The sequence below is a fragment of the Novosphingopyxis iocasae genome, assembly GCF_014334095.1.
GTDB lineage: Bacteria > Pseudomonadota > Alphaproteobacteria > Sphingomonadales > Sphingomonadaceae > Novosphingopyxis > Novosphingopyxis iocasae.
On record NZ_CP060495.1, the window covers coordinates 2941181 to 2960797 of the forward strand.

At 63.9% G+C, this 19617-nt stretch carries 19 protein-coding genes; 7 read left to right on the top strand and 12 right to left on the bottom strand.

Features of this window, described 5'->3' with window-relative positions:
* Window positions 1-6: 6 nt before the first annotated feature.
* Genes H7X45_RS14065 through H7X45_RS14080 form a run of 4 tightly spaced genes read right to left on the bottom strand, consistent with a single transcriptional unit; the run spans window position 7 to window position 2856 of the window.
* A complete protein-coding gene (locus H7X45_RS14065; RefSeq protein ID WP_187335400.1) occupies window positions 7-744 on the bottom strand; it encodes a thioredoxin domain-containing protein in 738 nt (245 codons plus the stop codon).
* A 45-nt stretch (window positions 745-789) separates the two neighbouring features.
* On the bottom strand, window positions 790-1581 hold the full coding sequence (locus H7X45_RS14070; protein ID WP_187335401.1) for a thioredoxin domain-containing protein: 792 nt from the start codon (window positions 1579-1581) through the stop codon (window positions 790-792).
* Window positions 1582-1600: 19 nt separating this feature from the next.
* The gene (locus H7X45_RS14075) at window positions 1601-2299 is read right to left on the bottom strand and encodes a DsbA family protein (protein WP_187335402.1); all 699 of its coding nucleotides are present in this window, start codon (window positions 2297-2299) and stop codon (window positions 1601-1603) included.
* A gap of 2 nt (window positions 2300-2301) precedes the next feature.
* Window positions 2302-2856, bottom strand: a complete 555-nt coding sequence (locus tag H7X45_RS14080; protein ID WP_187335403.1) for a DUF721 domain-containing protein — start codon at window positions 2854-2856, stop codon at window positions 2302-2304.
* A gap of 26 nt (window positions 2857-2882) precedes the next feature.
* Here H7X45_RS14080 and H7X45_RS14085 point away from each other — a divergent pair, with 26 nt between their 5' ends.
* From H7X45_RS14085 to H7X45_RS14100, 4 genes are all read left to right on the top strand, one after another.
* Window positions 2883-3941 (top strand): A/G-specific adenine glycosylase, encoded by a 1059-nt coding sequence (locus H7X45_RS14085; RefSeq protein ID WP_187335404.1) that lies wholly within the window; start codon window positions 2883-2885, stop codon window positions 3939-3941.
* Window positions 3931-5241: a serine hydrolase domain-containing protein gene (locus tag H7X45_RS14090; RefSeq protein WP_246449479.1), complete on the top strand. Its 1311-nt coding sequence runs from the start codon at window positions 3931-3933 to the stop codon at window positions 5239-5241. The genes H7X45_RS14085 and H7X45_RS14090 overlap by 11 nt, the downstream gene beginning before the upstream one ends.
* Window positions 5241-6116 carry an NAD(+) diphosphatase gene (gene nudC, locus H7X45_RS14095; protein WP_187335405.1) on the top strand — a complete coding sequence of 292 codons (876 nt, stop codon included), beginning with the start codon at window positions 5241-5243 and terminating at the stop codon, window positions 6114-6116. Before H7X45_RS14090 ends, nudC begins: the two co-directional genes overlap by 1 nt.
* A gap of 80 nt (window positions 6117-6196) precedes the next feature.
* Window positions 6197-6577: a response regulator gene (locus H7X45_RS14100; protein ID WP_187335406.1), complete on the top strand. Its 381-nt coding sequence runs from the start codon at window positions 6197-6199 to the stop codon at window positions 6575-6577.
* Between the two features lie 18 nt (window positions 6578-6595).
* On the opposite strand, the gene H7X45_RS14105 is transcribed toward H7X45_RS14100, so the two are convergent.
* Window positions 6596-7000, bottom strand: coding sequence for a DUF1489 family protein (locus H7X45_RS14105; RefSeq protein ID WP_187335407.1), 405 nt, complete (start codon window positions 6998-7000; stop codon window positions 6596-6598).
* A gap of 75 nt (window positions 7001-7075) precedes the next feature.
* A complete protein-coding gene (mgtE, locus tag H7X45_RS14110) occupies window positions 7076-8494 on the bottom strand; it encodes a magnesium transporter (protein WP_187335408.1) in 1419 nt (472 codons plus the stop codon).
* A gap of 176 nt (window positions 8495-8670) precedes the next feature.
* Between mgtE and H7X45_RS14115 the strand changes: the two genes are divergently transcribed.
* Window positions 8671-9120 (top strand): peptidylprolyl isomerase, encoded by a 450-nt coding sequence (locus tag H7X45_RS14115; RefSeq protein ID WP_187335409.1) that lies wholly within the window; start codon window positions 8671-8673, stop codon window positions 9118-9120.
* A 51-nt stretch (window positions 9121-9171) separates the two neighbouring features.
* On the opposite strand, the gene H7X45_RS14120 is transcribed toward H7X45_RS14115, so the two are convergent.
* Window positions 9172-10047, bottom strand: a complete 876-nt coding sequence (locus H7X45_RS14120) for a LysR substrate-binding domain-containing protein (protein WP_187335410.1) — start codon at window positions 10045-10047, stop codon at window positions 9172-9174.
* A gap of 357 nt (window positions 10048-10404) precedes the next feature.
* On the opposite strand from H7X45_RS14120, the gene H7X45_RS14125 reads away from it, so the two are divergent.
* Complete coding sequence (locus tag H7X45_RS14125; protein ID WP_187335411.1) at window positions 10405-12717, top strand: CDC48 family AAA ATPase; 2313 nt, start codon at window positions 10405-10407, stop codon at window positions 12715-12717.
* 148 nt (window positions 12718-12865) lie between these two features.
* Here H7X45_RS14125 and H7X45_RS14130 read toward each other — a convergent pair whose 3' ends face one another.
* The 3 genes from H7X45_RS14130 to H7X45_RS14140 are packed head-to-tail and all read right to left on the bottom strand — an operon-like array spanning window position 12866 to window position 17168.
* Window positions 12866-14206 (bottom strand): MFS transporter, encoded by a 1341-nt coding sequence (locus H7X45_RS14130; RefSeq protein ID WP_187335412.1) that lies wholly within the window; start codon window positions 14204-14206, stop codon window positions 12866-12868.
* Window positions 14206-15438, bottom strand: a complete 1233-nt coding sequence (locus tag H7X45_RS14135) for a phospholipase D-like domain-containing protein (protein ID WP_187335413.1) — start codon at window positions 15436-15438, stop codon at window positions 14206-14208. Before H7X45_RS14135 ends, H7X45_RS14130 begins: the two co-directional genes overlap by 1 nt.
* Window positions 15439-15440: 2 nt before the next feature.
* Complete coding sequence (locus tag H7X45_RS14140) at window positions 15441-17168, bottom strand: acyl-CoA dehydrogenase (protein WP_187335414.1); 1728 nt, start codon at window positions 17166-17168, stop codon at window positions 15441-15443.
* A gap of 176 nt (window positions 17169-17344) precedes the next feature.
* Between H7X45_RS14140 and H7X45_RS14145 the strand changes: the two genes are divergently transcribed.
* A complete protein-coding gene (locus tag H7X45_RS14145; protein WP_187337173.1) occupies window positions 17345-18271 on the top strand; it encodes an L-threonylcarbamoyladenylate synthase in 927 nt (308 codons plus the stop codon).
* A gap of 22 nt (window positions 18272-18293) precedes the next feature.
* Here the strand turns inward: H7X45_RS14145 and H7X45_RS14150 are convergent, their stop codons facing one another.
* Together H7X45_RS14150 and galU are read right to left on the bottom strand one after the other, a co-directional pair.
* Window positions 18294-18629, bottom strand: a complete 336-nt coding sequence (locus H7X45_RS14150) for a hypothetical protein (RefSeq protein WP_187335415.1) — start codon at window positions 18627-18629, stop codon at window positions 18294-18296.
* Between the two features lie 43 nt (window positions 18630-18672).
* Entirely contained in the window at window positions 18673-19536 is an 864-nt protein-coding gene (galU, locus tag H7X45_RS14155) for a UTP--glucose-1-phosphate uridylyltransferase GalU (protein ID WP_187335416.1), read from the bottom strand.
* Between the last annotated feature and the right edge of the window lie 81 nt (window positions 19537-19617).

The window sequence follows — 19617 nt, forward strand, 5'->3', positions numbered from 1 at the left end:
ACCGCCTCAGCGGGCGCCGGCGGCCATCAGCGCTTCGCTAACGCCCTGATAGCTGTTGGCGTCGATCTTCTTGCCATTCAGGATGAAAGTCGGCGTGCCGCCAACCTGGAATTCGCTGCTGCCCTTCTCCGCGCTGTCGGACAGTGCCTTGATTCGCGCCGGATCCTGCAGGCAGGCGATCGCCTGCGGTTCGGACAGGCCGCGCGCTTTCACGAAATCGAGATAACCCAGGCCCTTGGCGATGATGGTGGCGACCTTGCCCGGATCGTTCTCGACCGCCTGCAGCTGCTGCTGCGGCAGATCGCCCGTCTTGTCGAGGAAGGTCTGCTGGTTCGCCATCATCTGGTCCAGCATCGGGAAAAAGGCCGACGGCTCCACGCAGGTGCCAAGCAGGCTGGGCGCCAGATCCAGCGCGCCGTGCACCGGATAATCGCGGAATTCGTAGCTGACCTTGCCGGTGGAGATGAAGTTTTTCTTCAGCGGCTCCATGCCCTCGCTGTCGAATTTTGCGCAAGTGGGGCAGGTGCGCGAACCATATTCGACCAGCTTGATCGGCGCATTGGGGTTGCCCATCAGGAAGCCGCCATCGTTCGTCTTGGCGACCGTCTCGGTCCAACTGCTGCCGCTCGGCGCCGCTACCGCGGCCACCGGTTCACCGCTGGTCGAGCCGCTATCCCCGCTTCCGCCGGAACAAGCCGCGAGCGCGAGGGTGAGCGTGGCGAGGGCGATGGTCGGCTTGATCATGTCGGTTCCTGTATCGGCTTATGGTCTGTCGTTATTCTCGCCGCATTACTGCGCGCCGAGCGCGGCGTCGAGGCGCGGCTTCATCTCAGCCCATTTGTCGGTCTGGATCTTCTCGCCGTTCAGGAAGAAGGTCGGCGTCCCGGTCACCCCGTCGCTCACGCCCTTCTCCGTGGTGGCGACGAGCTGCTCGATCGCGCTCTGATCGGACAGGCAGGCCTTGGCCTTCTGCTCGCTCACTCCGCGCGATGCGAAGAAATCGACCACGCCCATGGCCTTGCCGAGATTGTAGAAGCGCTCATTGAGCGGCGCGTTCATCGCATCCTGCAGCGCCTGAGGGTTGCTCTGCGAGAGCTGGATGGCAGGCTGCATCAGCGCTTCCTGCTCCCCGAAGACGGCCTCGGTCAGCGGATAATAGCGATCCGGCCCCTCGCACTGCGTGAGCAGCGTGATCGGAATGTCGAACGGGCTCAGGATGAAGTTGCGCAGCTCGAACCGCACCTTCCCGCTGTCGACATAGTCCTTTTTCATCGGCGCGAAGGCGGACTGTTCGAACGCGGCGCAGTGACTGCAGGTGACCGCGCCATATTCGACAAGAGTCACCGGCGCGTCGGGATCGCCCATCGCATAGCCGCCCTCGGGCGTTTTCACGACCACATCGCTCCACTCCTGCCCGGCGGCGCGGGTGGGCTTGGCGGAGGGCACGGCGCTATCGCCGGTCGCCGCGGCGGCAGGCGTAGCCGCCTTCGCTTCGCTCTCGGGCGCGTCCTGATTGCCGCAACCGGCGAGGATGATCGCCAGCGCGAAGGGGGCGGTGGCCAGAGCGTTCTTGATCGTCATGCAGCGTTCGTCCTTGTTCTCAGGATGCGGGCAATAGCGGCTTCAGCGCCTGCCAGCTATAGACCCCGTCGAGCAGCTTGCCGTTCAGCATGAAGCTCGGCGTACCCTTCACGCCCTGTTTCTGGGCGTCCTCCGTCATCGCCGCGACGGTTTTTTGCGCTGCTTCGTCGGACAGGCAACTGTTGAGCTGCGCCGCTGTATAACCGTTCGAGAGCATCAGCTTGTAGAGCCCGGTGTCTTTGGCGATCTCGCCCATGCGTTCGCCATAGCTGCCTTCAAACCAGCTTTTGCGGGTTCCGGGGGTGGATGTCTGCGCGGCGGACAGCCAGACCGGCTGGTTGCGCATGATCAGCTCATGATTGGCGAAGAAGCGCGATGTCGGGCCGCAGCGCGCCAGCAGCGCGGCGGTCAGGTCCACCGGATCGCGGATCAGGTTGCGTAGCTCGAAGCTCGCCAGGCCGCGGCGGACATAGTTCGCCTTGATGACAGGCGCGCCCTCCGCCTCGAACATCGCGCAATGCGGGCAGGTGTAGCTCGCATATTCGATGATCTTGGTGCGCGCCTTGGGGCTGCCTAGCAGATGCCCGCCGATCGGCGTGATCGTGACCGGAGTGACGGTTTTCTGGGATGCAGCCTTTTGGGGCTGCGGGGCGGCAGCGGCCAGCAAGGGCGCGGCAAGGGCGAGGGAGGTGAGGGCAAACAGGCTACGCAGTCTCATGTCTATTCCTTGTCGGCCATCTGCCGTGCCAGCGATTCGAGCACGGCGGCCAGTTCGGGATCGGCAATATCGCGCAGCCCCTCGCCGAGTTCCATCGGCACGGGCTTCAGCGTGGGCGGGCCGGCGTCCCGTTTCGCCGGCTTGTCCTTGGGCGGCTCTATGACGCCGTGGATGAACTTCAGCTTGTCGACTGCGCCATAACCGAAAAACCGGTTCACCCGCTCGATAATCTCCGGCGCGACATGCTGCATCAGCGTGGCATGGGCGCCCGACACCGTAAGTTCCAGCGTGCCGCCAGACCGCTTGCCGGAGGGGAAGCGGATCGCCTGCGGGGCGCTGACTTCGGCATAGCGCTCGCCCACAATCTCCGGCCAGCGGGTGACGACCGAGCTTTGCACGAAACCGTAGCGGCGGAAGGCGGCGCGGCCGATTTCAGGCATCAGATCGCTGATCGCCTTCGCCTCGCCGCCGCGCGGACGCGTATAGCTGCGCGGACCGCCCTTTTTCTTCGCGGCAGCCTTTTTCGGCTTGTCGGTGTTCGCGCCCTGTTCAACCATGGCCGTCCCCATGCCATATCGGCGCGATGCCCGTCACCCGGAAAGATGCCGCGCTCTCCGAGCGCCTGCTGGCCCATTATGATCGCCACCGCCGCACGCTGCCCTGGCGCGCGCTGCCGGGGGAGGCGGCGAACCCCTATGCCGTCTGGCTGTCGGAAGTAATGCTGCAGCAGACCACGGTGGCCGCCGTCGCGCCGCGTTTCGCCCGCTTTCTGGAACGTTGGCCCACGCTGGAGGCGCTAGCCGCTGCGGACGAAGCCGATGTGATGGCCGAATGGGCGGGCTTCGGCTATTATTCGCGGGCGCGAAATCTGATTGCCTGCGCGCGTGAGGTGACCGAGCGGCATGGCGGCGTTCTGCCGTGCGAGGAAGCCGCGCTGCGCAAGCTGCCGGGGATCGGCGATTATACCGCCGCCGCCATCGCGGCGATCGCTTTCGGCCGGCGCGCGGTGGTGGTGGATGCCAATGTCGAGCGGGTGGTGTCCCGTCTGTTCGCGATCGATGAGCCGCTTCCGGGGGCGAAGAAGGCGATTCGCGCAGCCACCGATTTGATCACGCCGGACGCGCGGGCGGGGGATTTCGCGCAAGGCTTGATGGACCTCGGCTCCTCGATCTGCACCGTCCGCGCGCCGCAATGCCTGATCTGTCCGCTGCGTCAGGATTGCGCGGCCCATGCCGGCGGCAATCCGGAACGCTATCCGGTAAAGGCGGCGAAGAAAGCGAAGCCCGAACGGCGCGGTACGGTCTATTGGATCGAGCGAGACGGCAAGGTCGCGCTGGTAACGCGCCCGCCCAAGGGCATGCTCGGTGGCATGCGCGCGCTGCCGGATGATGGCTGGCGTGCCGGGGCGGACGGTAACGGCGTGCCTCCGGTCGAAGCCGAATGGCGCATCGCCCGCGGCGTCGTTCGGCATGGCTTCACGCATTTCACGATCATTCTCGATTTGGCGCTTTGCTGCGACGCGCCAGCCGATATGCTGGAGGCCGATTGGTGGCCGGTGACGGAGCTGGCCGATGCGGGACTGCCGACGTTGTTTGCCAAGGCCGCCCGCGCATTCGGGGAGATGAGAGACGATGCGGCATGATCGGTTGAGCGCGGTGGATCGGCGCGGATTTCTGGGGCTCGGTACGCTTCTGGGCCTCGGTGCGCTGGCCGCGCCGTCGCCTCTGATGGCGATGCTGCACCAGGTTGCGGCCTGGCCCACCGTCACGAAGAACATTCATTCTTATGTCGACACCCGCAAAGTGGCTGGGATGATGGCAACGATCGGCTGGGGCACGGACGAGCCAATGAATCTAACCGCGGGGCATCAGTCGCTCGATCCCTCACCGCAGGTCGATCAGGACACACTTTGGCGGCTCTATTCGATGACGAAGCCCATTACCGGCATGGCCGCGATGATGCTGATCGGCGACGGGAAAATGCGGCTCGACCAGCCGGTGGCCGATTTCATTCCAGAGTTTGCAGACATGCGCGTGCTGACCGATCCAGCGAACAGCCTCGATTCGGTGCCCGCGAAAAATCCGATCACGATCCGCAATCTTCTCACGCACACGGCGGGGCTCGGTTATTCGATCGTGACCAAGGGGCCGCTCCTGCAGGCTTATCTCGATAACGGCATCTTGCCGGGTGTGGTCAGTCGCCAATCGATCCCCGGGTTCGAGGGCGGGGCCGAGGTGCCGTCGCTGGACGAGTTCGCACGCCGCGTGGGCGGCCTGCCGCTGATCGCGGAGCCGGGCACCAAATGGAGCTACTCGATCGGCCTCGACATCATGGGCCGCGTGATCGAAGTCGCCAGCGGGATGAGCTTCGATGCGTTTCTGCAGACCCGCATCTTCGATCCTCTGGATATGACCAGCACCTTCTTCCAGGTGCCGGAGAGCGAGGCGCATCGCCTTGCCACCAATTATGCCGTGATCGGCGGGCTGCTGATCCCGATCGATCCGGGCCAGAACAGCATCTTCCTCGATAAGCCCGCTTTCCCCTTCGGCGGCGCAGGCCTTGTCGGTTCGGCGCGCGATTATGATCGCTTCCTCGCCATGCTGATGGGCGACGGCACGCTGGACGGCGCCGAGGTGATGAGCCGCGCAATGGTGGATCTCGGCACATCGAACCTACTGCCGGACGGTGTCGATCTGACCGGCACCTGGGTGGCGGGTCAGGGCTTCGGCGCGGGCGGCCGCGTCGGCCTGGGGCCGCGTGCGGGCACCTATGGCTGGGCGGGGGCGGCGGGCACCGTCGGCGGGATCGATCGCCAGCGCGGACTGCGTGCCTCTGGTTACACCCAGTATATGCCGAGCGAGGTCTATCCCTTTCAGGGCGCCTTCTACGAATGGGTCTATGCCGATGCCGCGGCGATGGCTCAGGCGAAGGCCGCCGCCTGATGGCTGCCGATCCGGGTTTCTGTGCGCCGGGGCTGGACCGGGCGGACCGGCTGCGTAGCGATCCCGATGGATTGCGGGCCGCTATGATGCGTCCGTCCGCGCGGCTCCTGCGAATGAACGGCCTCGATCCGGTGATCAGCGATCATGGCGCGCTCGATTGGGGCAGCATCGCCGAGGCGGACCCGGAATGCGATCTCATCCTGCTCGGCCTGGACGGGGAGACGTCGTGCTTTGCCGCAGTGCCGCAGCACATTGGCCCCGGCCAACCGGTGCGGCAGCTTTGGCAAGGCCTTGCCAGCTTTCCGGAGCGTGACGCGGCGATCTATGCTGCCGCCCGTAGCCTGGTCGATTGGCATGCGCGCCATCGCTTCTGCGCGCGCTGCGGCGGAGAAACGCGCGCCGAGAAGGGCGGCTGGGCACGGCGCTGCACCGCCTGCGGCGCGGAGCATTTCCCGCGCACCGACCCCGTCGTCATCATGCTCGCCGAACATGACGGGCGCGTGCTGCTGGGCCGCCAGCCGCAATTCCCCGCGCGCCGCCTGTCCGCGCTGGCCGGTTTCGTCGAGCCGGGCGAAACCATCGAAGGTGCCGTGGCGCGCGAACTGCACGAGGAGGCGGGCATCCATGTGCGCGATATCCGCTATGTGAAGAGCCAGCCCTGGCCCTTTCCCAGTTCGCTGATGATCGGCTGCTTCGCGGTGGCCGAGGACGATGTTCTCACCATCGACGAGACCGAACTGGAGGAGGCCGTCTGGATCGATGAAGACGGCGTGCGCGCGGCGCTGAACGAGGCGCCGGATGCGCCCTTCATCGCGCCGCCGCGGCTTGCCGTCGCGCATCATCTGCTCGCACGCTGGCTGGAGGAGCGGGGCTGATACGAAACAAATCAGGGTCAACGAAATCGTAACCCGTGCTTGCGCATAGAGAACAAAGTGCAAGTACCAGAGGACGCTTCATGGCCCACATTATCATCGCCGACGACGACGAAATCGTCACCGAGATCGTGAGCGAGGCATTCCGTTCCTACGGGCATTCGATCGGTGTGGTCGGCAACGGTGAAGAGGCGCTCATCGCGATCAGCGCCAAATCGCCCGATCTCGTCATCCTCGACTGCAATATGCCCAAAATGGGCGGCCTCAATACTTTGCACGCGATTCGCACGCACCCCAAATTCTACCGCGTGCCGATCATGATGCTGACCGGCAACACCAGCAGCAAGGATCAGGACATCGCCCGCTATACCGGGGCCGATGCCTATATCACCAAGCCGTTCGACCCCGATTTTCTGGTGTTCGAGGCTGAGGATCTGATCTCGAAATACCGTCAGGCTGCCTGAGCCCACACCCTCTCGTTTTCAGACGAGCCCCAATTTGGTCAGCTCGCCGATCATGTGCGCGGGCATTTCGGCCATCGCGTCTTGGTCTCCGTCGAGGTCCGGCGGCGCGTCATTCTCCTCCAGATAACGCCAGCCCTGATGCGCCCTTTTCGCGCGGCTGCGCACGGGGATCAGCTTCGGGGACAGTAGAATGTGCGTGCGCCCGTCCGGCGCTTCCTTGAAGCCCAAAATTTCGCTGCGCGCCATGATGCGGTGCGCGATAATCCAGTAGAGCGAACCGCCGACCATCTCCTCGTGCCGCTTGGGGCGATAGCGGGTGCTGTGAAACAACCCGCCCTCCGCCGCGGCGCGTGCTTCCAGCCGTTCGCGCAGCTCGGCAAAGCTGTCGATGCGAAAGGCGATCTTGGTCATGTTGAGCGGCATGGCAGGCGATGTGGCGACTGCTTAAGCGGCGCGCAATATGAGAGGGGACGGTTTCGTGCCGGACGGCGGAGCTATCTAACTTCCCAGGCCCCAAAGCGCTGCCAGCCCGAGGAAACTGAAGAACCCCATCGTGTCCGTCATGGTCGTTACAAACACGGAGCTCGATACCGCAGGGTCGATGTCCAGCCGGTGCAGCACAACCGGAACCACCACACCCGACAGCCCGGCCACCATATTGTTGATCACCATCGCAAGCGCGATGACGATCGATAAGTCCGGATTGCGGAAGATGATGAGGGTGCCGATGCCGATGAGGATGCCCAGCGCCGTTCCGTTGGCAAGCGCAATGCGGAACTCCCGGCCCACCATGCGCAGCGTGTTGGATTGGGTCAGCTGATTGGTGGCGAGCGCACGCACCACCACGGCCAACGTCTGTGTGCCGGCATTGCCGCCCATGCCCGAGACGATCGGCATTAAAACGGCTAGCAGCGCGAACGCTGCGATCACGCCCTGAAACGCACCGACAACCGAGGATGCGATAATCGCCGTGCCGAGGTTCACCACAAGCCAGACCAAGCGCGAGCGGACGGTGAGCCGGATCGGTTCGTTGATGTCGCCTTCGCCCGCACCGGACAGCAGGAAGATATCCTCACCGGCCTCCTGGCTGACGATGTGGACGATATCGTCGGCCGTGATCACGCCGATCAGTCGCCCGCCTTCGTCCACCACCGCGGCGGAGATTAGTGCATATTTCTGAAAGCGCTGGGCGACCTCTTCCTGGTCCATCTGCGCAGGAATCAGCGTCTGATCCCGTTTCATCACATCGCCCAGCGGGATGTCGCGGGGTGCGCGCAGGATCCAGCTGAGATGGCAGGTGCCGATCGGCCGATGCTGCGGATCGACGACGAAGATTTCCCAGAATTCGGTCGTCAGATCGGCCCCGCCGTCGCGCAGATAATCGATCAGCTGGCCGACATTCATATGTTCGGGCACCGCGACCAGATCGCGCTGCATGATGCGGCCTGCGGATTCTTCCGGAAAGGACAGCGCGCTTTCGATGGCGGCGCGGTCTTCGGGGTCGAGCTCATCGAGCACGGCCTGCTGGTCGTCCGCGTCCAGCTCCTCGATGATCGCGACGGCGTCATCGGTTTCCAGCTGGCCGGCAAGACCCGCAACGCGCGAGGGCGGCAGCGCCTCGATAATGTCGTCGCGGACATAGTCGTTGACCTCGGCCAGCACCTCGGCGCTGACAAGATCGCCGATGGCGAGCGCCAGCGCGGCGCGTTCGTCATTCGGCACGATCTCGAACAGATCGGCGATGTCGGCATTATGGAGCTGCTCGACGAGCGCATAGGTCGTCTCGCGCTCACCATCATCCAGCGATTCGAGCACACTGGAGACGAAGCTGGGGGTCAGCCGATTGTCCTCGTCATGCGTCTCAACATTTTCTTCGGCTTCGCGTTCATCGGGAAGCATATCAGCGGTATCAGCCATGGCGCTCCCCTCTGTTCGCGGTATCCGGTATGGGCGTGCAGCCTAAACACGCACCGATGCTGCATTGCAATGGCGGCGAATAGCCGCGCGGCATGGGCGCGCTTGCGGGAACGGGTGGCGCTCTGGCGCGCTAGTGCCTAGATCGCACGCGAAACAAACCGAAGGAACATTGCGAAATGGCAGACGAAACCCTCACGCTTGAACTCGACGGTGGCCCGGTGGTCATCAAGCTGCGCCCCGATCTCGCGCCCAAGCATGTCGAGCGTATCACCGATCTGGCCAAGGAAGGCTTTTACGACGGCGTGGTTTTCCACCGCGTGATCCCGGGTTTCATGGCGCAGGGCGGCGATCCTACCGGCACCGGCACCAGCGGTTCGGACAAGCCGAACCTGCCCGCCGAGTTCAGCAAGGAACCGCATGTGCGCGGCACCTGCTCGATGGCCCGCACGATGGATCCGAACAGCGCGAACAGCCAGTTCTTCATCTGCTTCGACGATGCCCGCTTCCTGGACGGTCAGTACACCGTTTGGGGCGAAGTGGAGAGCGGCATGGAACATGTTGACGCGCTCCCTAAGGGTGAGCCGCCGGCCAATCCGGGTGCGATCAAGAGCGCAAAGGTGGGCTGAGAAAACTTCTCAGAAATAGAAAAGGGCCGGGGCGAAAGCTTCCGGCCTTTTTTATATCTCCGCTCTCACCAGCCAATCGTGGAAGACGCGCACGGCGCGGCGTTCCAGGGCACGGGGGCGGCAGACGAACCAGTAGCTGTAGGGGCTCTTCACCTCGATATCGAACAGGCGGGTGAGGCGTTCGTCGCGCGCGTCGGAAAAATGGCTGCCGTGCATGATGGCAACGCCCAGGCCCTGCGCGGCCGCTTCCAGCATCAGCGGGCCGGAATCCATATGATCGACCGATGCGGGCTTCAGGTTCGGCAAGCCGACCTCGCGGCGCCAGGCGTCGAATGTGCCGGGCATCTCGCTATGAACGAACACCGTTTGTCCGGTGAGGTCGTTAGGCTCCTGAAGGTTTTCGCGCTCGGCGAATTCGCGGCTGGTGATGGCGTACACGCTGTTGGTGTCCAGCCGGCGGCTGTAGAGCTTCTCGTCCACCTGCGAGGCGATGATGATTGCCGCGTCCACCGAATCGCCCAGAAGGTTCTCCGCATGGGTGGAGGTGATGACGTCGAGATGCAGTTTCGGATAAAGCCGGCGCAATTCACCCAGATTGGGAATAAGGCGCTGCGATCCGAACAGCGGCAGCACGCCCAGCCGCAGACGGAAATCGGCGTCGCGGTCGCTGACGGCCTCCACGGCGTCGGCGATCATGTCGAGCGCGGGCGAAACCGCTTCGATCAGGCGGTGCGCGTCATCATTAGGTGTCATCGCCTGCGCTTTGCGATCGAACAGCGGCTTGCCGATGAAATCTTCCAGTGCCTTGATCCGGCGGCTCAGGGCCGGCGCAGAGATGGCCAGTTCGCTCGCCGCAGCCTTGGCACTGCCAAGCTTTACCGTCCGGACGAAGGCCTCAAGGGCGCGAAGGGGTGGGAGACGTCGCATGTTACTCCAAGACGCAAGTTTCTGTTGCGGCGCAGCAATAAGATATCATGCGCAAACCCGCAGAACTCTGCGCTTCGCTAAACCTCAGTTGCGCATTTTGCAAGCTAGATAATTCCTTTCGCACTTGCACAATAAACCGGATGGGTGCACTTAGGACGGGCCTTTCAGGCATCCTCTCCTAAGACTTTTCCAGGGCCGGTGTTCGCACCGGCCTTTTTTTTCGCCTGTTTTCCAGGACGGGCAAAGGACTGCATGCGGTTCGCCAGGACGTGGAAATCATTTCGCTGCCGTCCCCTCGAAACTTCCGACCGCGCGCCCCATTATACTCTCCGACAACTTTGTATGAGAGGGAGCCGCATGGCTGACGAAGAGCCGCAGGATCCGCGCGTTGCGGGCCGCAAATTGCAGGTCGCCAATGCCAAGAAGGAAGACAGCGGACGCGGCCTTGCGCGGATGTCCCGTCAGGTGATGGCCTCGCTCGGCCTGGTCCAGGGCGATGTGGTGGAGATCGAAGGCAAACGCTCCACGCCCGCGCGCGCGATCGAACCCTATCCCGAGGATGAAGGGCTGGAGATCATCCGGATCGATGGTCTTCTGCGTGTCAACGCAGGCGTCGGTGCCGGCGAGCATGTCACGGTGAAGAAGGCCGAATCGCAAGCTGCCGCCCGCGTCGTTTTGGCTCCTGCGCAGCGCGATCTGCGGCTGCAGGGCAGTTCTCAGGCGCTCAAGCGCACTTTCATAGGCCGACCGATGATTGCGGGCGATGTCGTCGCCACCGCTGGCCAGCGCCGCGTGGAGCCAAGCGAGATGCCGCCGCAGCTGCGCCAGATGATGAATGCGCCGGCTTTCTCGCTCACCGAGATCCGCCTCAAGGTCGTCTCCACCACGCCAAAAGGTCTCGTCCATATTGACGAGAATACCGAGATCGAACTGCGCAGCGAATATACCGAGCCCAAGGAAGGGCGCCGCGCCGACGTAACCTATGACGATCTGGGCGGCATGACCGATACGATCGATCAGCTGCGTGAGATGGTGGAGCTGCCGCTGCGCTATCCCGAGCTGTTCACCCGGCTCGGCGTCGATCCGCCGCGCGGCGTGTTGCTGCACGGCCCGCCGGGGACCGGCAAGACGCGCCTGGCGCGCGCCGTTGCCAACGAATCGGACGCGAATTTCTTTCTGATCAACGGGCCCGAAATCATGGGTTCGGCCTATGGCGAATCGGAAAAGCGGCTTCGCGAAGTGTTCGAGCAGGCCACGCAATCGGCCCCCTCGATCCTGTTCATCGATGAGATCGACTCGATTGCTCCCAAACGCGATCGCGTGCAGGGCGAGGCGGAGAAGCGGCTGGTCGCGCAGCTGCTGACCCTGATGGACGGGTTGGAGCCGCGAACCAATCTGGTGATCATTGCGGCGACTAACCGTCCGGAAGCGGTCGATGAAGCCTTGCGTCGGCCCGGACGGTTTGACCGCGAGATCGTGGTCGGCGTGCCGGACGAGGCCGGACGCCGCGAGATCATGGCGATCCACACCCGCGGCATGCCGCTCGGCAGCCGGGTCGATCTGGATGAGCTTGCCCGTACCACCTACGGTTTCGTCGGCGCGGACCTGTCCTCGCTGGCGCGCGAGGCGGCGATCGAGGCGGTGCGCCGCATCATGCCGAAGATCGATCTGGAAGAAGGCACGATCCCGCCGGACGTGCTTTCCTCGCTGGAAGTCACCCGCGAGGATTTCGTGGAGGCGCTCAAGCGCATCCAACCATCCGCGATGCGCGAGGTGATGGTGCAGGTCCCGCAAGTGCGCTGGGAAGATGTCGGTGGTCTTGATGAAGCGCAGCGGCAGCTACGCGAAGGCATCGAACTGCCATTGCGCAATCCGGACGCGTTTCTGCGGCTCGGCATCCGGCCGGCCAAGGGCTTCCTGCTCTATGGACCGCCCGGTACGGGCAAAACCTTGCTGGCCAAGGCCGCGGCGCGCGAGAGCCAGGCCAATTTCATCGCCACCAAAAGTTCGGACCTTCTGTCGAAATGGTATGGCGAGAGCGAGCAGCAGATCGCGAAGCTCTTCGCCCGTGCAAGGCAGGTGGCACCGACGGTGATCTTCATCGACGAAATCGATTCCCTGGTTCCTGCGCGCGGCAGCGGATCGGGCGGCGAACCGCAGGTGACCGAGCGCGTGGTGAACACCATCTTGTCCGAGATGGACGGGCTGGAGGAATTGCAGTCCGTGGTCGTCATCGGCGCGACCAATCGCCCGACACTGGTCGATCCTGCCTTGCTGCGCCCGGGCCGGTTCGACGAACTCGTCTATGTGTCCGTTCCGAACAAGGACGGTCGGCGGCGCATTCTTGCGATCCACACCGCGAAGATGCCGCTGGCGTCCGATGTCGATCTGGATGAGGTTGCATCGCGTACCGAGCGGTTCACCGGGGCGGATCTGGAAGATCTGGTCAGGCGTGCGGGCCTGTTCGCGCTGCGCGAGGGCGGGAACGATGTGAGCGAAGTGGACATGAGCCATTTCAGCCAGGCCATGAACGCCAGCCGTGCTTCGGTGACACAGGAGATGGAGGAGGAATATCGCTCCATCGAAGCGAAGCTGAAACAGAACGCCATGCGAGCGCAGTCGATCGGGTTCATCACGCCCGGAATGCTGGAAAGCCACGGCGACAAATAGAGAGCGTGTCCGTTGCGACGGACGCGCTCACCTCGTTCGCACCGAGCCTGTCGAAGGACCGTTTTTCTCCCCGGCGCTGCCGAGAAGAAGGACGGTGCTTCGACAAGTTCAGCCCGAACGGCAATCGACCGCTATGCGATGTGGCGCATCATCCCGCCGTCTCTCGCTTCAGCTTGAAGATCGTCCAGACGAACACCGCCGCCGCCAGCGCCGCAGCCAGGCCGAACAGCGCCCAGGCGTTCTGGTTGTAGATGTAAACGCCGACGCTGGGGCCCAGGACGAACGCGGCGCCGTTGATGGAGGCGACCATTCCCGCCACCGCGCCCTGGTCCTCCGGCTCCACGGCGAGCGAGGCACCCGCGGTAAAGCCGGGCCGAAACAGCGCAAAGCCGAGTGAGGCAACGCCGAACCCTGCGGCTATCGTGCAGAGGCTTTCGCTCGCCCCCAACATCAGCGAACCCGCTGCGATGAACGCCATACCGAACAGGATGCAATTGCGTGCGCCGATGTGGAGGATGGGGATAAGGCCCCATTGCGCGATCAAGGTAGCAGCCGCACCCACCGTCAGCACCAACGCGGTTGGCTCATAGGCAAGTTCGGGCGTTGTACGCAGACCCAGCCGGTCCAGTACCAGAAAACCTGCGACGAAGCTCAGCACCGCCTGCGCATGGCCGCCTGCCAGGCCGATACCGAGCCAGCCGCGAATCCGCGGATCGAGCCAGCGCAGGGTTTCGCGTTCCACCGTCCCGTCCGGATCGGCGATGGCGGCGCTGGGCTGCGCGCTGGCATAGGGCTCGCTGCTGGCGAAGCTGCGCGCGGCAAAGCGGGGGTCGTCTGCCGGAAAGCGAAAGCGAAGGGCCAGCAGTACCAGAACGCCGATCAGCGCGAAGATCAGCATCGGCCCGGCATCATCGACGAACGGCAGAATGAAGAAGGGCGCCAGGAACGGGCCGACGATGGTGCCGAGGCCGAAGCTGCTGGCGACGAGCGAGAGCGCCTTCACGCGCTGTTCCTTTTCCGTGCGCGCGGCGACATAGGCCTGCACGGCTGGCGGCGCGGCCGAACCGAAGCCGCCATAGATACTGCGGAACAGCGCGAAGATGATCAGTGTCAGCCCTCCACTGACCAATCCATGCAGGCCCACGAAGAGAACGATCCCGCACAGCGTCATGGATATCGAAAAGGCGGCAACGCCCAGCATCATCAACCTTTTGCGACCGCGCCGATCCGACTGGCGGGCCCAGCGGGGCGCGGTGATGACCCAAAGCAGCGCAGACCAGGTGAACGCTGCGGAAATCCAGTAATCTGCAACGCCAAGCTGCGTGCCGATGGCCGGCAGGACGCTTTGCATGGCGGTATTGCCGGCGGCGCTGATCAGCATCACCATGAACAGGATCGCCATGCGTCCAGTCGGTATGGCCGCCGGTATCGCCGCCGGATTTCCGGACGGGCTGGGCGCGGGCTGCGCGGGGCCGTTTTCTATCGCCATCAGTCCTCGGTCCGGCCGATCGTGCCGCTTACCGTCTTATCCACGGTGCTGACGACGAAATAGGCGAACACCCAATATAACCGGGTGAAAAGACCGGTGCGCTTATCGTTCACATCAGGCGTGATTTCCAGCGACCGGGCCTGCATCCGGTCCATCCGCTCACGGATATGCTGCGCGGCCTCCGCGCTTTCGATGCGGACCATGATTTCCAGATTCACGTAGAGGCTGCGCGCATCCATGTTGGAGCTGCCGGCATAAACGACATCGTCGATCACGATGCACTTCATGTGCAGGCGGCAGCGTTCATATTCGTACACATGGGCGCGGCGTTTCAGCAGATAGCTGTGCGTCAGCCGGTGCGCGGCAAGGGTGATCTTGTGATCGGTGCGGCCAGCCAGGATCAGGCGGGCCTGCCCGCGCCGCGCAAGATGGCCGATACGCCTCAAGATGCTGCGCCCAGGTGAAAAATAGGCTTCCACCATGTCCAGCCGCTCGCCGCTCTCCAGGTCGTTCTTGAGCGAGCGGACCCACGGGCTGAGCCGCCCCGGTCCGCCGATCGTCCAGGCAAGCGGGCCCCTGTCGCCATGCCAGTTGCTCACCAGGCGGCGGATGTCGCGAAGCCGCACCTTCTTTTGCTTCGCGATTTCGATCAGCTTGTCGTAATAATCGGCGAGTTGCCCGGCGTCCGGGCCGGACACGAGCACGCCCATATCCTCCCAGCTGTTCTCCGGCGGATCGGCCTTGCCAAAATAATCGGCGGCCATGTTGAAGCCGCTGACGATTGCCTGATTGCTATCGATGACCAGAATTTTCTGGTGGTTGCGGATGAGCGATTTGGTGGACCAAGCGGCGGAGAATTTGTGCCAGGTGCCGCCTTCTTCGAGAAATTCGTTGAAGAATTTGTCGGGCGTCTCATCGCTGCCGATCGCATCGATCACCAACTGCACTTCCACGCCCCTGCGGCAGGCGCGGCAGAGTGCCTTCATGAAAGCCTCGCCGATCTCGTCCTCGCCCACCATATAGTAGAAGGCACGGATGCGCTCCTCGGCCATGTCGATGAGGCCGATGACCGCGGCAAGCCGATCCTCCGCGGCGTGAAAGAAGCGCACTTCATTGTCCTCCACCGCAAATGTGGGGACGTCGAGTTCGCGCGGATCGCCATAATGCTCGGCGATTTCGTAATCGCCGACGCAGTGAATTTCGCAATCGTCGCGGTACTCCCTATCCGCCACAATCAGGCTGCGAGTTCGGCGGCGGTCAAAGCGTAAAGTGGCTCCGCTCCGGCGGTGGCGGCGGCTTCAAGTCCGGTGGCCTCTGGCACCATCGCGGTGAGATAATAGTCCGCCGCGGCAATCTTCCCCTTCAGGAACGGATCGTCGCCGCCGGCCAGTTCATCCTGTGCGGCGGCGCGCTGCTTGGCCATCAGCCAGCCGCTCACCAGCGTGGCGTACATGGTGAGGAAGGGCACGCTGCCGCCCAGCTTGTCGTCGATGCTCGCTTCGTCCTGCATCCAGTGGAGCACGCGGCCCGTGGCGGCGGCAAGATCGGCAAGCGGACCTTCCGCCTCGGCCGCGATGCGCTCCACCAGCCCGCGCGCGACCGCGCCGCCGTCCATCGACAGCTTGCGCCCGACAAGGTCCGCCGCCTGGATGCCGTTGGTGCCTTCGTAGATCGGCGCGATGCGCGCGTCGCGATAATGCTGCGCCGCGCCGGTTTCCTCGACGAACCCCATGCCGCCATGCACCTGAATGCCGAGGCTTGCGATCTCGATGCCCAGATCGGTGGCATAGGCCTTGGACAGCGGGGTGAGCAGATCGGCAAGGCCACGCGCGTCCGCATCGCCCAGGGTCGCGCGGTCCACCTGACCGCTGGCATAATAGAGCAGCGCACGGATCGCCTGCGTGCCGGCCTTCATGCGCAGCAGCATGCGGCGCACGTCGGGATGGTCCAGAATGGCGATCGGATCGCGGCTTTCCCCGCCCGCCCGCGCGGACTGCACGCGCTCGGCGGCGAAAGCGAGGGCCTGCTGCGTCGCGCGTTCACCGATTTGCACGCCCTGCAGGCCGACATTGAGCCGTGCGTTGTTCATCATCGTGAACATCGCGCGCATGCCGCCATGCTCCGGCCCGATCAGATGGCCGATGCTGTCGCCATCCTCGCCATAAGCGAGAACGCAGGTGGGCGAAGCGTTGATGCCGAGCTTATGTTCGATCGAGACGGTGCGGACGTGGTTGTCCTCGCCCAGCGATCCATCCGCATTGACGCGGGTTTTCGGCACCAGGAACAGCGAAATGCCGCGCGTTCCTGCCGGTGCGTCGGGCGTTCGGGCCAGAACCAGGTGAACGATATTTTCGGCCATGTCGTGATCGCCGAAGGTGATGTAGATTTTCTGGCCCTTGATGTTCCAGCCGCCGTCTTCGCGCGGGGTGGCGGTGGCGGTGAGCGCGCCGACATCGGAGCCGGCCTGCGGCTCGGTGAGGTTCATCGTGCCGGTCCACTCGCCGGCGGCAAGCTTGGGCAGATATAGTTCTTTCTGCTCTTCGCTGCCATGATGCGCGATTGCCTCGACCGCGCCGACCGAGAGGATCGGGCAGAGCGTTAGCGCCATATTGGCCGCGCCAAGGCTTTCCAGCGCCACGGTGGCGAGCGAGAAGGGCAGGCCCTGGCCGCCATAATCGGCAGGCGCTGCGATGCCTGCCCAGCCGTTCTGCACATAGGCGTCCCAAGCGGCCTTGTAGCCGTCCGGCATCACCACATGCCCGTCCTTCATTTGTGCGCCCACGGTGTCGCCGATGCGGTTGAGCGGCGCGAACTCGTTCTCGGCGAAGTCGCCTACGCCTTCGACGATCGCCTGCACCATGTCCGGTGTGGCGTCGGCGAAGCGATTATGCCCGGCAAGTTCGTCGATGCCGGTGATATGGCGCAGCACGAACAGCTGCTCGCGGGTGGGGGCGGTGAACATGAAGGCTCTCCGAAAAAAGGGTTTCTATGCTTATAGGCATGTGGCCCGCGCCGCTGGAAGAGCAGGGCTTCATTTTCGCAAAAAAGAAAAACATCGCGGTGATGAAGGCGGGGCCCTATCACTCAGGTCATGCCCCGAAGGAAAGCGTTGGGCTCCAGCCTTGCGGGAGCGATGAGATGATCGACCAAGCCGATGATGCCGGTATCGAACGCGCCGCTGCTTTGCTCGGGTCCGGGCAGGCTGTCGCGCTCCCGACCGAAACGGTTTACGGGCTTGCCGCCGATGCCGCGCGCGACGACGCCGTAGCGGAAATCTATCGCATCAAAGGGCGGCCGAGCTTCAATCCGCTGATCGTGCATGTACGCGATCGGGCGCATGCGGAAACCCTGGCGCTGTTCGATGAGCGCGCGCTCGACCTGGCCGAACGGTTCTGGCCGGGGCCGCTTACCTTGGTTCTGCCGCGTCGCGACGGCGCTCCATTGGCCGAAGCAGCGACCGCTGGGCTTCCCACCGTGGCGCTGCGCTGCCCGGCCCATGCGGTGTTTCAAGCGGTGCTGGCGACCAGTGGCCTCGCATTGGCCGCGCCGTCCGCGAATCGCAGCGGCGCGATCAGTCCGTCCGAAACCGCCCATGTCGCCGCGTCGTTGGGAGAGCGGGTGCCGCTGATCCTGGACGGCGGGCCGACGCGGCAGGGCCTCGAATCGACCATCGTGAAGCTGGAGCCGGAGGGCTGGCGTCTGCTACGTCCCGGTCCGCTGCCGCTGGAGGAGCTGATCGAAGCTCTCGGCAGCCCGCCCACAGCGGAAGCGGGGCAGGGGATCGAAGCACCGGGACAGATGGCGAGCCATTACGCCCCGTCGAAGCCGCTGCGGCTCGACGCCAAGAGCGGTGAAAAAGGCGAGTGGCTGATCGGTTTCGGTGAAGTGACGGGTGACGATACTCTATCGGTCGACGGAGACCTCGCCGAAGCCGCGGCCCACCTGTACGCCGCACTGCACCGCGCGGATGCCAGCGACCGCGCGGCGATCGCGGTGGCACCGGTGCCTGATGGGGGGATCGGCGTAGCGATCAACGATCGGTTGAAGCGCGCCGCCGTGCGGTAGGTTGGCACAATGCGAGGCGGTTTCAGACCGGCTCGTTCATTAGATACTCCATCTCGCGCTCGACCTTGTACAGGTCCGCGCAGGCATCATTGCCCGGATCGCGATCGCATTTGCGTTGCAGCTTGTCCCGTTCGCGCGAAAGCTTTCCCAGCCGTTCCTCTCGTCGGCGCAGATCGCGGCCACGCTTCTCGTCCCGCTCAGACTGGCTGACGGTGACTGCGTCGATACCCGAACCCACCGCATTCACGCCGGTTTTGGCAATCTTGACGGGCAGTGTCACCACATCGGCCACAGTGCTGAGACATCCACCGAGCATCGGGACGGCAAGCAGCAGGGGCAGGGCACGGAGCAAGGACATGAGGCTCACCCTAAGCTGCGCCGAGTAACGATATGGTGAACGATCAGTTCAAAAGATCCACCGCGAAGGCGCGGACCTCCTTCGCCAGTTCGGGCCGTTCGAGCGCCAGAGCGAGATTGGCCTTGAGATAGCCGACCTTTGAGCCGCAATCGAACCGTTCGCCATCGAAGATATGGGCATGGAAGGGTTGCTGGCCGATCATCTTGGCCATCGCGTCGGTAAGCTGGATCTCGCCCCCGGCGCCCGCTTCCTGCGTTTCCAGCACGCGCATCACTTCGGGCTGTAGGATGTAACGGCCGGATACGATGAGGTTGGAGGGCGCATCCTCCACCGCTGGCTTTTCGACAAGACCCTTCACTTCGGTCAGGTTGCCGTCACTTGTCCCCGGATCGACCACGCCGTAGCTCGACACCGCCTCGCGCGGGATTTCTAGCACGCTGATCATGTTGCCGCCGACCTTTTCATAGGCGTCCACCATCTGCTTCATGCAGCCGGGCGAACCGTGCATCATCTCGTCGGGAAGGAAGATGGCGAAGGGCTCATCGCCCACGATGTCGCGCGCACACCAGATGGCGTGGCCCAGACCCAGCGGCTCTTGCTGACGAACATATACGCACGCGCCGGGGCCAAGGCGCGTGCCGTCCAGCAAATCCATGTCCTTGCCGCGTTCACCCATGGTCGTTTGCAGCTCATAGGCGATGTCGAAATGATCCTCGATCGCGCTTTTGCCGCGCCCGGTGACGAAAATCATCTGCTCGATCCCCGCCTCGCGCGCCTCGTCCACCGCATATTGGATCAGCGGCTTGTCGACCACCGGGAGCATTTCCTTCGGCACCGCCTTGGTGGCGGGCAGGAAGCGGGTGCCAAGGCCCGCAACGGGAAAAACGGCCTTGCGGATCGGTTTCATGAATCTGCCCCTGTCAATGCACAACGAGCCCCTGCCTTTGCAGGAGCCCGCTTTGTTTTCAACTGATCTGGGTTGTCAACT